This is a genomic window from Bifidobacterium sp. ESL0690 (assembly GCF_029392315.1).
Taxonomy (GTDB): Bacteria; Actinomycetota; Actinomycetes; order Actinomycetales; family Bifidobacteriaceae; genus Bifidobacterium.
Genome location: NZ_CP113939.1, coordinates 2407571 through 2421596 on the forward strand (window position 1 = coordinate 2407571; position 14026 = coordinate 2421596).

The following is a 14026-nucleotide window of genomic DNA, read 5'->3' on the forward strand; positions in this document are numbered from 1 at the left end:
TCATAACGGACTTTGTCATAACGAATATTTCGATGGGCCTGGCATATTCGCGGTCTTGCCATATACCCGGCCCATTAGCCCAAGACGGATCCGGCGAAACTACTGAACGCTCTTTGCGAAGCCGATCAGGATGACGCCGAGGAAGACGAAGATAAGACCGATACCGACCGCGATCTTCTCCTTCTTGGTCTTGGCTTCCTTGAGGAAGAGCACGCCGCCGATCGTCGAGATGACCAGGCCGAGCTGCGAAAGCGGGAAGCTGATGGCCACGCCGAGGGAGCTGTTGGAGTAGAACATCACGAGGTTGCCGGCTGCCCAGAGGATGCCGGGGAGCATGAGCTCGGCGGTCTTCTTGCAGAAACGCTTCTCCGAAGACTTGATGCTGACGGCCAGCGCGCCGAGCACCATGCCGATGGACTGAGGCAGCACCACATCGAAGGAATTGACCTTGAAAAGCTCAATGAGCACGACGTAGATGATGATGGCGACCGAGGAAATGGTAACGAAAAGCATGCCTTTGCCCAGACTGTTCGAGGCCTCGGTTTTCTCGGAATAGGACGTGCAAGTGATGCCGATGATGAAGGCGACGAGGGCCACAGCGCCGAACCCCAGAGCCGCGGGCGTGCCGAGCTCATGCAGGAACAGCACGCCGACCAAGCTGGTGCCGATCAGCTGCATGCCGGTGGTGATGGGGATGGTGCGAGAAACGCCCATTTCCTTGAACGACTTCACCTGATAGAGGCAGCCGAAAGCCCAGATGAAGCCGGAAACCAGGCTGACAATGACATTGGTGACATTGTAGTTATGCGGCGTGAAGGGGAAGGTAACCAACGCGAAGAGCAAAGCGCCAAGCGTGACGCCGAGCGTCTGCTGCTCCGAGCTGCCTCCGATTTTAGGAATGACCAATGAATAGAGGCCCCACAGAATCGAGGGAACCAGCGCCAAAAGGATACTCATAATTATCAACCTTTCCTCTACGACTCACTGCGTCGTGATTTTATCAGCGTTTGACATTTTTATTTTTCAACACTGAGTTTGAGCGGAAAACCACTTAAACAAATTGTTAAACGTTTAACAATTTGAACATTACCACGCATCGGAATATATGGCAAACCAGCCATACCAGGTTTTAAAGACCAATAATTTCTAGCATTTACAAAGGGCTCATCAATGTGACAAATGGCTTCTGTTCCCATGATTTCAACAAACCCCGGTATAGTGTTACTACGTATGTCAATATGAAGGTGCGTGATATGGCTCAATCCAGAAGGTCCTCGAAACGGCCGACACTTAAAGACGTCGCCGCGCGGGCCGGGGTCACCGTCACCACCGTCTCCCGAGTCCTTAACAAACGCGGTTCCTTAAGCGAGAAAACCATCGCCAAGGTGTACGCCGCCATTCAGGAAATCGGTTACCGCCCCAATGTGAGCGCGCGGACGCTGCAAGGCAAGCAAAGCCGGCTCATCGGGCTGATCTTCCCCACCACACAGAACCCCTTTTACGGCGACATGGTCTACGAGCTCGAGCGCGAACTCTACCGACGCGGGTACAAGGCGCTGCTGTGCAACAGTATGAACGACGTGGATCAGGAGCAAGGTTTTCTCGACCTGCTGCTGGCCAACCAGGCCGACGGTATGATCATCGGCTCGCACAACACAGGCATGTCCATTTACCGCAATTCGAACCTGCCGATCGTCAACATCGACCGCATCACCACGAAATCGATCCCCGTGGTCAGCTCCGATAATTACCAAGGCGGCAGAATCGCGACAGAAGCCTTGTGGACTCGCGGCGCGAGACGCATCGGGCACATCAACAGCCTCGAAGACGAATCCGCGCCATACAGCTATGAGCGGCGCCTGGGCTATAGCGACGTGATGGAGGAAAGAGGCTGTGCGCCGCAAGTGTTTCCCATCGACTGGGACGAGCCGTACGAAACGAAAATCAAGGACCTGGCGGCCGTCCTCGACCAAGGCGCCGATCTGGACGGACTGTTCATCGCGGACGACATGACTGCTTTACTGGCCAAGGCCATGTGCGCGCATCGGCATCTTGACATCGACATCGTGGGCTACGACGGATCCGACACCGTGCGAAGGTTCGTGCCGGACCTGCCGACCGTGGCGCAACCGATAGCAGGCATGGCCCGTAAGGCCGTCGACGTGCTCATCCGCGAGATTGACGGTGACTTCTCCGTTTCCGGTGCTCGCTACAAGCTGCCCGTGTCGTTCCTCCCGGAGCGCAGCATCGAGACACTGCGGGAGTGAAGGACGGAATGCGGCTGAAGACCACATGAAAAGTAATTAGTGTAAGTTAGCTGAAGCCCACATCTGTGTAGACAGCGCAGAAGCCGGGTCTCGTGAAACACGAGGACATCCGGCTCCCACTTCCATACCTCCTCGAAGGCAGGCCTAGTTATGAGAATATCAAAGGTGTAGGATGCACGAGATTTCATAGCAGTAATTTATAGCTGCTTTTTATGGTACTATTTTATTACTACGAAAGAAGGCTATGCTTATGGTACTTGACATAGGTAACTCTGCACATAAACATGGCCTGACTGACGAAGAAATCGAATATGCCATCAGGCACAACTGGAATTCCGAACTCATGCAGGGGAACGGTACAACACCTACTGTCATGATCGTCGGGCCACGTCATCAAGGAGCGCTTAAACACGATGCCGTTGAGATTGGCGTCGAAATGCAACCCGATAAAAACATGCATGTGTTCCACGCAATGCCCGTGACCAGCAGATGGCTCCATCTCCTTTGATATAGCACATTTCTCACATCAGACTTCAACAAAAACAGAAAGAACTTTACGATGAGCAAGAAATATACAGACGAAGAACTCGACGCGATGGCGATTGACGGCCGGCTCAGCCCAATTGCCGGAACGCAACGCCCCCGCAGCGACAACAGCAAAGCGCTCAATGATGACGAACTGATGAATATCTTCAGAGGCCGCCCGCTTGCGGAACAACCACAACCAGCCAAGGAACCCCTGCGGATCCTGGTGACCGCACCGATGAAACAATGGCTCAAAGACAGTGCGAAAGCCGAAGGACTCAATGCTTCAGCGCTCGTGCGCATGGTTATGAAGGCGTACCTCAGCGAGCGCCACCCCGACATTCGCCCGAAGATGGCATAGCTTTTGCGGAGGCCTCTGCGGCAAGGCGAAAGCATGAGGCATAGAAGCTATCAGCCAGAAGATTGTTTGATAGTTCAACAGAGTAATCACGTCAGAACAAACGCGGAATTATGAACAACACTTTTGGCCTATAACCGCAAACGCGTAGACAACGCAGAAGCCGGGTCCCAAGAAACTCAGGAACATCCGGCTTCCACTTCCATACCTCCTCGAAGGCAGACTTGATTATTAAGTATACGCCAAAATATATCAAATAATCGTCAAAACGAATCTACAACCTTATATAGGTATTAATCTAAAATTATTGCAAAATCGTGGAAGAAGTTTCAATGACCGAACTTGATATCAAACATTTACGAGAAGCACAAAAGAAATATTTAGAGAACCACTTTCGCGAATCTTCTTCAAACGACCCTGGGAATCTCAGACCTCATTATGATCCTGAAAGCCATTGGGAATATCTCAGTAAATTACTTGATGCGTTGCATGATTCAGAAAACCATAATATAGCTCTCTCAGGGGCCTACGATACTGGGAAAAGTAGCATAATCCAAGGCCTGCAAAAACTATGCGAAGCAATCGGTTGTGGTCCACAGGTCAAAATAATTTCTTTATCAACACTTGCCCCACTTATAGCTCCAGACCAAACAAATCTCGATGAACCCTCTTCAAAAACACTTTATTCCACAGAGCCATTCCGATTTTCAGGGAAAAATGACGATTTAGAAAATAGGCATATTAAGAAGCCTCAGCAGGAATCAACAAATCAACTGATACAACATTCAATCGTCAAACAACTCATTTACAGCAATGACAAAGGCCCACGTTCGAGGTATTCTCAACTTCACAAAATACCAAACTTGACACTCGCCGTCACTACAATAATTACTGTTATCATCGTTGCATTGATTCTTCTTTCAACTTCTACGATACATCTGATATTTGCGCATAGAGGTATGCCGGGAGACCTTTGGGTTCGCATCCTCTTCTTCTTGGCGCTTCTTATTATTACCGGTATTATCACGGTGTATATAATGCGTCACTCAAAGAAAACCCCATCTCTTTCAAGCATCCATCTGGGGAATGAACCGAATTCAATAACTGTTAACAATTCCGATGAATCCTATTTCGATAGGTACCTTGACGAAATTATTTACTTCTTTGAGACCAATCCTCAAACTGACATAATCGTCTTTGAAGATCTTGATAGGTTTAATGATTCAGAAATTTTTAATAATCTACGAGAACTGAACTCAGTATTAAACAACGCTCCCAAAATCAACAAAAATCAAAGATCGATTCGGTTCATCTATTGCGTCAGAGATAGCCTCTTCAGCGAAGCTACAACTGCCAATCCAATTTCCCAATCTTCTGAAACAGGCCAGACAAGAAACGCAGAAAGCAAATTCTTTGACGTTCGAATTCCTGTCCTTCCTTTTATCTCATCATTCAATTCTCAAAATTATTTGAAAAATATTTTCAGTGTAAAAACTCTTGCACCTTCTTACTCTCTTTGGGATGCAACCAAACAAATATCAAGCACCGTGAGCCGTTATCTCACCGACATGCGCCAACTCAAAACAATTGCCCATGAATATCTTATTTTTTCTGATAAGATTTTCGGTGAAACCTATTTCCCTCAAAAATCTGAACATGGAGAGCCTACCGAAGAATCTTTACTTCTCGCGATGGTTATTTATCATTCTTTTTATCCAGAAGATTTCGAAAAAATACCTCAAAGACAAAGCAAGTTAGACTATCTATATGACGAAGCTAACCGAATCAGGAATGAAGCGATTAAAGAAACTCGGAATGGCATAAATGACGCCAACGCGATATTAAGCGCTACACAGAAAAACCAAGTTTCGAAAGAAGCAGAAAAAAAGTTTTTCAAAGAGTTCAACATCTCAGACACAGACGAAGACCTACCGAAGAGAATCTCAAGAATTATCGCCACTCTCTCTCAAAGAATAAGAGAACTCCAAAAAGCAGATTTCAAAGAACTAATCGAACTCACTTCCATCATGGATTCAACCACGGATGCCGATAAGGCTCCACAAGATAAAACCAACCAAATGTGGGAAGCTATTACAAAGACGTATCAGGCCACTTCACAATCTAATCTTGCAAGAGACCTGCTGTCTTCGGGATATATCAACAAAGATTACATATTGTACGCATCGATGGAAAACAATTCCGCAGGCTTAGCACGACGAGACAACTCAGCATTGTTCATTCACCATGTGATTCAACCGGAAATTCCAGATTTCTCTTATGAACTCAGCGATGAGGCTATTGCCGATTTACAAGGGCAAGATAACCTGAAATACGACGAGGACTGTACCTTCAATATTTTTATCCTTCAATATTTGCTAAAGCCTGATACAAGAAATAATGCTTCGCAAATAAAAAATAATAGGAAATCGGCTACAACAATGCTGAAAAACACCGATATACAATACGAAATCAGCGGTAGAGAATTTTTGAACGAATTCTTCGGTAATTCATACCAAATTAGTTTTGAAAATAAAACTTCGGCAACAGAAATAATTGCCACGTTTTCTCCTAATGTTTTCGAGACACTCATCACCAGTGATTTCAACAGCCTCTACCAAAAACTACAACTCATTAATGCGGCACTACAAGTAATCAATAAAAATAACGATACTATTAAATACAGCCATCAAGCATGGGGATTGATACTGTTTATTGCAGATAACTGGACAGATACTCTGCAATTTTATAATGAAAACACCGATATAACTCTCGTTAACAATATGACCGAATTTATTCATCGTCAAGGATACGTAGATAACGATTTCGAAAAAGATAGAATACCGAAAAACATACAGCAATATTTTGCCCTAAACGGATTTTTCCTTGTAACACGTCCCGCTCTAATTTTTGCACTTCAAAAACTTGGCGAGAAGCAAAATGAAACCATCGATTGCACTAATCTTTCATTGAACAATCTATTGTCGCTTGAAAAATATCCGACCGACAATAACGGATGTTCCATCTATAAAACAGTAATGGGAAACCTTCCGGATTATGCACTCATATTAGACGATACTGTTGAATCATTAACCCCCTCAAGTGACGGTATGCTTATTCGGATTTTGACTGATTTGTACCAGAACACCTCTCACTATCGAAGCGACTCGGCTACGCTCGACAGAATTTTCAGCCATAAAGCTGCTGATACACAACTGATTTCAGATCTCAGCTCTTTAATCAGCAAATTGAATTCTTCCACAACTATGCCCGATGAAAATACTCTGGATCCTGAAGATAGTACTCTCAAACTCATCCTCTCTCGATTCTTGGCAAAAATGGCATTTCCCTATCTGCAAAAACAAAAAAATGAAGATGGAATATTCTCTGCCATTCCAGACGAGCCAAAGGACAATCTATTTAAATTCACTTTTACCAACATCAATATCTACACAGATCAGATATTCATGCTTGCTTCAGAAAATGCCGCCGATCAGATCATCATTCTCTACATTATGTGCCGACATGCGATACAGCAAAAAGATTTATCTGCGAAACCCGATGTAGATAAAATCGAGCTCATCCTGCAACGACTATATAGTCAATACCTGAAGCAGATTTCGGATAAGTCTACAAAATCATCAAAATCCGTCGAAGATGAGCTTCTAAAGAAAATCGTCAAAAACTTACCGGGTGAATTGCGCGCTATAACGCCTGCTCCTCTACCGAAAAATGCGCAAGGCTATATTGAATCTATTAAACAACTCAATAATCACAACAACTCATTTTCGTTAAATAAAAGCGATACCGAACTCACCGATTCTGATATTGAAATACTTCAGCAAAGGAACGGAATACGCTACAACGATATATCAGCTTTTAATATTAGCCTCCTTCGTTATTTACTTGAACATTACGAAAACAGTCGATCTGAAATTGCAACTCTCATGCAAACAGTGGACAAGGAATACGAAAAAGATGGACAATATTTTCTTCTTCGAGCTTTTGCCTACAGTAAAGATATAACACGACCCCTTAAAATAAGAGCATTTGACGAATTCACAAGAAACTCCTCCCATGCATTAGACTTCATAGCAGATTATTCGGGAGAATTAATCACACAACCACTAATTAATTTTATTAAAAGTGCCGTGTTGAACACTAATCCAACAGATGTAACCAACGACAGCGTTTTCCGGTTTTTACGTTGTCTCGAAGCAAACTGGAAAATTTGCGGAACTCTTTTTGAAGATAATTCACCGGCTTCTTATAATGCACTAATAGCTCTACTCGAGAGACATCGACCACATTTCCATTCCGGTTTGCATTTAGTACCAATTATCTCGCAACATGGAACTTACATTATAGACAAAACTAATATTGACGAGATATTTAAACATTTCGATATACGTAATGCGAATAAATATACTGATAACTATTCTCTCAACAATCTTTACTTTTTTGAGCAGAAATATCCAGCCAGTGGTATCTATCACGGCATCATAAGTCATATCGACGACTATGCACGATTTATCGATGACAATAAATGCTGTCCAATTGACCAACCATCAAAAAACAGTAATATCAATGGTTCTGATGACTCTAGCTATGACGATTTTGTCTCTACACTTCTTGTTGATATCTATCAGAAAACATATCTCAAAAGATATGCCACATCAACCGTTCAGCTTTTATTCAAAAATTGTCATCAACAGCAAGACTTGACTGGAGAGACCCCGAAAAACAATAGAGAATTTCTTCTGGGCCAAGATGGCTTGAAATCATTCCTGAATAAACTAGAAGAGCTTTTTGAAAGAGAACAAATTGATTCCACCGTTATCAAATACAGAAGGCATCCGTTTATCAGAGAGCTTGCAATCAATGGAATCTTTGCCCCCTCTTTCGAAAATGCATCAGTCTACCTTCAAGACCTTTGCGACCCCGATTATAAAGAGTGGGATTCTGCAGTGAAGGACATTCTTAAAAAAGCAATGTCACTGAAGGCAACACTACCGGATGAGCTTTTCAAACAGATAGATTCTTTACTGGTTGAGCTCCAAAAGGATAACAGCTTCGAATCAGAAATTCCTGAAATCCGTAATGAGCTCAAAGAATATTCACAGCGAAACCATTAATCGGAAAAATGATCAGGGACACTAGCATGAACATAATAACCGATATACCATTGCGACAGTTAAAGTTTAAAGATTCATATGTATCCTACTTCAACTGTTACAATTCTCTGTAACTTGCCGAAAAGATAAATCAATATTGTATTCCCCAACTGTGATTAGGGCGACAAATGGGGTCACAGTATTGATTTTACGCTTACTGATACTGGGCTTGGCACTACACTAGGCAGCATGAGTGAACAAAAAACTTGGGTGAACCCTCTGCGCGATCCGCGAGACCTGCGGCTGCCGCGCATTGCCGGACCCTGCAGTCTAGTGATTTTCGGCGTCACCGGCGATTTGGCCAAAAAGAAACTACAGCCGGCCATCTACGATTTGGCCAATCGCGGCCTGTTGCCGCCAAGTTTCGGACTTATCGGCTTCGGCCGCCGTCCGTGGAGTAATGAAGAATTCGCGAACTTCGTCAAAGAGAACGTGAAGGCCCACTGCCGTACGCCATTCCGCGAATCGACCTGGGCCAACCTCGCCAAGGGAATGCGCTTCGTGCAAGGCACGTTTGACGATAAAGAGGCCTTCGAACGCCTGAGCCAGACGGTCAAGGAGCTCGACCGTGATCGCGGCACCCGCGGCAACCACGCGTTCTACATGTCCGTGCCGCCGAGCGCCTTCCCCATCGTTTCGAAGCAACTCGCCGATTCTGGACTGGCAAAATCGAATGACAACGCATGGCGCCGAGTCATCATCGAGAAGCCGTTCGGCCACGACCTCGAAAGCGCGAAGGAACTCGACCGCGTCGTCTCCGAAGTCTTCGACCCGAGCTCAGTCTTCCGCATCGACCATTACCTCGGCAAGGAAACCGTGCAGAACATGCTGGCGCTGCGCTTCGCCAACTCCATGTTCGAGCCGATCTGGAACTCCAACTACGTCGACCACGTGCAGATCACCATGGCCGAGGACATCGGCATCGGCGGCCGCGCCGGATACTACGACGGTATCGGTGCAGCTCGCGATGTCATCCAGAACCATTTGCTCCAGCTGATGGCCCTGACCGCGATGGAGGAACCGGTGAGCTTCGCCGCCTCCGACCTCACCGCCGAAAAGACGAAGGTGCTTTCCGCCGTACGTCTGCCAAAAGACCTCAGCGCCTATACCGCCCGCGGCCAGTACGCCGCCGGCTGGCAAGGTTCGCAGGAAGTCTGCGGATACCTCGACGAAAAAGGCATCGACAAGTCAAGCACCACCGAGACCTACGCCGCCATCACGCTCGACGTCGATACGCGCCGCTGGGCCGGAGTGCCGTTCTACCTGCGTACCGGCAAACGCCTGGGCAAGCGCGTCACGGAAATCGCCGTGGTCTTCAAGCGCGCCCCGCACCTGCCCTTCGAGCAGACCGCCGTGCGCGAACTCGGCAACAATGCCATCGTCATTCGCGTGCAGCCCAATGAGGGCGTCACCATGCGCTTCGGCGCGAAGGTGCCAGGAGCCACCGCCATGGAGGTCCGCGATGTGTCGATGGACTTCAGCTACGGCCGCAGCTTCACCGAAAACTCGCCTGAAGCTTACGAACGCTTGATTCTCGACGTGCTGCTCGGCGATCCACCGCTCTTCCCGACCACCAAAGAGGTCGACCTGAGCTGGCAGATTCTTGACCCGATTGAAGAATATTGGTCCACGCTCGGCCAGCCGCAACCTTACCGCGCCGGCACTTGGGGGCCGAAGGAAGCCGATGAAATGCTCGCACGCGACGGACGCCATTGGAGGATGCCATGATCATCAAAATGCCCGATACCCAGACCAACGCCATCGCGCGCAAAATCGACGAGCTGCACCAAGAGCGCGGCGAGGCCGGCAACGACCGCGTGCTGACGCTCATCATCTCGACGGATGAACAAGAGCTCGAGAATGCGCTGAGAATCGCCAATTCCGCAGGCCGCGAGCACCCTTGCCGCGTCATCGCCATCGTGCCAAACAGCAAGGAACTGCCGTTCTGTGACGTCGACAAGGAACCCGATTGCTACGTCACCGATTCCGGCGACGTTGAGACCGATTTGGACGCACAGGTTCGCTTCGGCGCTGATGCCGGGGCAGGCGAAGTCATCATTCTGCGCCCGCGCGGTGGACTTTGCCAGCATACCGATACGCTTGTTATGCCTTTGTTGGTTCCGGACGCACCGGTCGTCACCTGGTGGCCGACCAATCCGCCGGCAAACCCGTCCCGCGACCCTCTGGGCGCCATGGCCGGAAGCCGTATTACAGATGCGCTCCGTTCCAAAGACCCGGATGCGACTTTTGCCAAGCTTCGCGCAAACTGGGAGCCTAAAGATGTCGACTTCTCATGGACTCGCCTGACCACGTGGCGTGCGATGTTGGCCACCACCATCGACCAGCCGCCGCACCTGCCGATCGAGTCCGTCAAAGTAATCGGCCAGCCTGATTATCTACCGTTGAAGCTACTCGCGGCTTGGCTTGCGCTGAAGCTCAACGTGCCGGTTGAACTCGGTTATGTCACCGGCGCCGACGCGATAACCGGGGTCTACCTGAACCGTTCTGACGGTACCATTGCGTTGGAGCGGCCCGATTCGCAGGAAGCCGTCATCAGCCAGCCCGGCCAGACCCCGCAGAAGGTCGCCATGCCACTGCGCACGTTGGAGGACTGTCTGAGCGAGGAATTGCGCCGCATTGATCCGGATGAGGTCTACGCCGACGTGATCCGCACGGGCTGGGATATGATCCAAAGCTGAGCATTGGGGTGTCGGCGCTGGGAGCTGAGCGTCTAACGCCGAGTTCTAACCGTCTAACGTAAAACAGTAAACGCAATAATCGGGATGCTATGAAACTTTCGTTTGAGGTTTCAGGGCATTCTGATTTTTGCATATTTATGGTGCGGCAACGCGATCTTGGTAATTTCAAAAACTTATTCGATACCAATAAATATGGCCGTTGGGTTCATCTAGACTGACAATATTCAATGTAATAAGGAGCACACTGCACATGGCCGATCGGAAACTGGAAGTATATAAGGACGCGGAAACCGTGGCTCGGGCGGCAGCACAACGCACGTTGCTCGCCATCTTGGACGGGCTGAGCGAGCAAGACAGCAGCGCTGGGGCGGAGACGAAACCGGTCCGCAGCCGCTACGACGTAGCACTGACCGGCGGATCCGATATTCTCCGCGCACTGACTTACATGGCTTCAAACCCGCTGGTCGATGCCATCGATTTCAGCCGCGTTCACTTCTGGTGGGGCGACGACCGTTTTGTCGCGGCGACTGACGAAGACCGCAGCTCGTGGCAGGCCCGCGAACGTTTCCTCAACAAGCTCGTCGCTGACGGGCGTCTGCCGGAAAGCAACATCCACGAGATGGCTGTGGACACGCGCACACCCGAAGAAGTCGCCGCTGCCAGTGATGCCCAAAACGACGAGCTGCTCGCCAAGGCCGCCGCAGATTATGAAAACGATCTCAGACGCGAACTCGGCGATGAGCCCGCGATGGATCTGCTGATTCTTGGCATGGGCCCCGATGGCCACTTTGCCTCGCTTTTCCCGGACCACGACGGAATCAAGGTGACCGATCCGGCGCGCCTGGCCGTTGGCGTCTCGCACTCCCCCAAGATGCCGCCGCTGCGCATCTCGATGACCGCCCCGATGCTTGCCCGAACCCGCCGCACCTGGATGCTCACCTGCGGAGCCGGCAAGGCCGATGCCACCGCCCATGTCTTCGCTCAGGCCAGCAACCCGGCCTACCCGGCAAGCTTCGCCACCGGAACCGAGGAGTTCGTATGGTTCACGACGCCTGATGCGGTTGCAAAGTTGTAAATCCGCAATACACTTACTTAGCTAGAAACAACGATCAAAATCGTAAATTACACATTGATGCTGGTAAACGTCATCTTATCAACACTAAGAAGCTGTTTACCAGCACTATCAATAGCTTCTCCCACGACCCAATGCAGGTAAACCGCACCTCACGGACTCTCAAAGTCCGTTTACCAGCACTACCAACAGCTTCCCGCAACCCAATGCAGGCAAACCGCACCTCACGGACTTTCAAAGTCCGTTTACCAGCACAAAAGAGTGCAACAGACGAACACCGGAGTTCGCAAATCAACATCCCGAAATAGAAAACCGTCTCCTGATGAATACCAAAGATTATCAATATTCAACAGAAGACGGAATGAACCAAACTATAGCAGCTTAGCGCTTCAACCAGCTATAGCGATCAGATGTCCAAATCAGTCGGACATCTTTTCTTCCGGGCGACCGGGCTCGGCCCACAGGGTGTGGAAGGCACCGGGCTCGTCGACGCGGCCGTAGGTGTGGGCACCGAAGAGATCGCGCTGAGCCTGAATGATGGAGGCGGGCAGACGCTTGGAGCGCATGCCGTCGTAGTAGGAAAGCGAAGTCGAGAAGACCGGCGCGGGGATGCCGCAGGTCGCGGCCTTGGCCACCACGCGACGCCAAGCGCTCTGCGCATTTTCGATAGCGCTCTTGAAGTACGGAGCAAAGAGCAGCGAAATATCTGCCTCGCCGGACTCGAAGGCATCGGAGACGACGTTGAGGAACTGGGCGCGAATGATGCAGCCGCCGCGCCAGATGCGCGCAACCGCAGCCAGATCAATCTTCCAGTCGTACTGCTTGGCGCCGTCGTTGATCTCGTTGAAGCCCTGTGCGTAGGCGACGATCTTGGAGGCATAGAGTGCCTGGCGGATGTCTTCGATGAAGGCCTTGCGTTCGTCGTCGTTCGCGAACGAAATCTTGCCGTCAGGGCCGGCCAAGTTCTGCTTGGCAGCGCCTTCGCGCAGCTCAACCTGATCGGAAAGGCCGCGTGCGAACACGCCTTCAGCGATAGCGGTGACCGGAGTGCCAAGCTCGAGGGCGGTCTGAACCGTCCAGGTGCCAGTGCCCTTCATGCCGGCCTGATCGACGATGATGTCAACCAGCGGCTTACCGGTCTTCTTGTCCTTCTGGTGCAGCAGATCGGCAGTAATCTCAATGAGGTAGGAGTTGAGCTCGGTCTTGTCCCAAGCCTCGAACACGTCGCCGATCTCGTCGGGGGTCATGCCCATGCCGCGACGCATGAGGTCGTAGCTTTCGGCGATAAGCTGCATGTCGGCGTACTCGATGCCGTTGTGGACCATCTTGACGAAGTGTCCGGCGCCGTTCTCACCGATGTGGGTGACGCAGGGCTCGCCTTCCGCCTTCGCGGCGATGGACTTGAGGATCGGGCCGAGGGTCTTCCAGGACTCATCGGTGCCGCCGGGCATCATGGACGGGCCGTTCAAGGCGCCCTCTTCGCCGCCGGAAACGCCGCAGCCGACGAAATGCAGGCCACGGGCGCGGATTTCCTTCTCGCGACGGATGGTGTCCTTGAAGTAGGAGTTGCCGCCGTCGACGATGATGTCGCCCGGATCCATGGCGTCAGCGAGCGCCTCGATCATCGCGTCGGTCGGCGCACCGGCCTTGACCATGATGATGGCCGTGCGCGGCTTGGTGAGCGACGCCACGAATTCGTCAATGGTCTTGGCGGGCACGAACTTGCCTTCGCTGCCGTGCTCTTCCATGAGCTTTTCGGTGCGCTCATAGTGACGATTGTAAAGCGCCACGGTGTTGCCGTGATGCGCAAGGTTCCTCGCGAGGTTCGACCCCATTGCCGCCAGACCGACGACTCCAATATTTGCAATAGCTTCCGTCATTGTTCGCCTTTCAACTTGACATTCCTTCGGCGAAAACGGTGCCGGCCTATCTTT

10 protein-coding genes are annotated in these 14026 nt (G+C 50.0%); 7 read left to right on the plus strand and 3 right to left on the minus strand.

Annotated elements, in window-relative coordinates:
* Window positions 1–99 precede the first annotated feature (99 nt).
* Window positions 100–957, minus strand: a complete 858-nt coding sequence (locus tag OZX62_RS09350; RefSeq protein WP_277175909.1) for a GRP family sugar transporter — start codon at window positions 955–957, stop codon at window positions 100–102.
* 59 nt (window positions 958–1016) lie between these two features.
* A complete protein-coding gene (locus tag OZX62_RS09355; protein WP_277175910.1) occupies window positions 1017–1196 on the minus strand; it encodes a hypothetical protein in 180 nt (59 codons plus the stop codon).
* Window positions 1197–1253: 57 nt separating this feature from the next.
* On the opposite strand from OZX62_RS09355, the gene OZX62_RS09360 reads away from it, so the two are divergent.
* The 7 genes from OZX62_RS09360 (at window position 1254) to pgl (ending at window position 12095) form a co-directional block, all read left to right on the plus strand.
* Window positions 1254–2267 carry a LacI family DNA-binding transcriptional regulator gene (locus tag OZX62_RS09360; RefSeq protein WP_277175911.1) on the plus strand — a complete coding sequence of 338 codons (1014 nt, stop codon included), beginning with the start codon at window positions 1254–1256 and terminating at the stop codon, window positions 2265–2267.
* 250 nt (window positions 2268–2517) lie between these two features.
* Entirely contained in the window at window positions 2518–2775 is a 258-nt protein-coding gene (locus OZX62_RS09365) for a hypothetical protein (RefSeq protein WP_277175912.1), read from the plus strand.
* A 51-nt stretch (window positions 2776–2826) separates the two neighbouring features.
* Window positions 2827–3153, plus strand: a complete 327-nt coding sequence (locus OZX62_RS09370) for a hypothetical protein (protein ID WP_277175913.1) — start codon at window positions 2827–2829, stop codon at window positions 3151–3153.
* A 329-nt stretch (window positions 3154–3482) separates the two neighbouring features.
* The gene (locus OZX62_RS09375; protein ID WP_277175914.1) at window positions 3483–8282 is read left to right on the plus strand and encodes a hypothetical protein; all 4800 of its coding nucleotides are present in this window, start codon (window positions 3483–3485) and stop codon (window positions 8280–8282) included.
* Between the two features lie 228 nt (window positions 8283–8510).
* The gene (zwf, locus tag OZX62_RS09380) at window positions 8511–10049 is read left to right on the plus strand and encodes a glucose-6-phosphate dehydrogenase (protein WP_277175915.1); all 1539 of its coding nucleotides are present in this window, start codon (window positions 8511–8513) and stop codon (window positions 10047–10049) included.
* Entirely contained in the window at window positions 10046–11020 is a 975-nt protein-coding gene (locus OZX62_RS09385) for a glucose-6-phosphate dehydrogenase assembly protein OpcA (RefSeq protein WP_277175917.1), read from the plus strand. The genes zwf and OZX62_RS09385 overlap by 4 nt, the downstream gene beginning before the upstream one ends.
* Before the next feature lie 250 nt (window positions 11021–11270).
* Window positions 11271–12095 (plus strand): 6-phosphogluconolactonase, encoded by an 825-nt coding sequence (pgl, locus tag OZX62_RS09390; RefSeq protein WP_277175918.1) that lies wholly within the window; start codon window positions 11271–11273, stop codon window positions 12093–12095.
* A gap of 416 nt (window positions 12096–12511) precedes the next feature.
* On the opposite strand, the gene gndA is transcribed toward pgl, so the two are convergent.
* A complete protein-coding gene (gene gndA, locus OZX62_RS09395; RefSeq protein ID WP_277175919.1) occupies window positions 12512–13972 on the minus strand; it encodes an NADP-dependent phosphogluconate dehydrogenase in 1461 nt (486 codons plus the stop codon).
* Window positions 13973–14026: the final 54 nt, after the last annotated feature.

What these genes read in the sequence shown, in the direction of transcription:
- OZX62_RS09350 (WP_277175909.1), bottom strand. Translation starts at nt 957, where the DNA reads ATGAGTATCCTTTTGGCGCTGGTTCCCTCGATTCTGTGGGGCCTCTAT.
- OZX62_RS09355 (WP_277175910.1), bottom strand. Translation starts at nt 1,196, where the DNA reads ATGGGAACAGAAGCCATTTGTCACATTGATGAGCCCTTTGTAAATGCT.
- OZX62_RS09360 (WP_277175911.1), top strand. Translation starts at nt 1,254, where the DNA reads ATGGCTCAATCCAGAAGGTCCTCGAAACGGCCGACACTTAAAGACGTC.
- OZX62_RS09365 (WP_277175912.1), top strand. Translation starts at nt 2,518, where the DNA reads ATGGTACTTGACATAGGTAACTCTGCACATAAACATGGCCTGACTGAC.
- OZX62_RS09370 (WP_277175913.1), top strand. Translation starts at nt 2,827, where the DNA reads ATGAGCAAGAAATATACAGACGAAGAACTCGACGCGATGGCGATTGAC.
- OZX62_RS09375 (WP_277175914.1), top strand. Translation starts at nt 3,483, where the DNA reads ATGACCGAACTTGATATCAAACATTTACGAGAAGCACAAAAGAAATAT.
- zwf (WP_277175915.1), top strand. Translation starts at nt 8,511, where the DNA reads ATGAGTGAACAAAAAACTTGGGTGAACCCTCTGCGCGATCCGCGAGAC.
- OZX62_RS09385 (WP_277175917.1), top strand. Translation starts at nt 10,046, where the DNA reads ATGATCATCAAAATGCCCGATACCCAGACCAACGCCATCGCGCGCAAA.
- pgl (WP_277175918.1), top strand. Translation starts at nt 11,271, where the DNA reads ATGGCCGATCGGAAACTGGAAGTATATAAGGACGCGGAAACCGTGGCT.
- gndA (WP_277175919.1), bottom strand. Translation starts at nt 13,972, where the DNA reads ATGACGGAAGCTATTGCAAATATTGGAGTCGTCGGTCTGGCGGCAATG.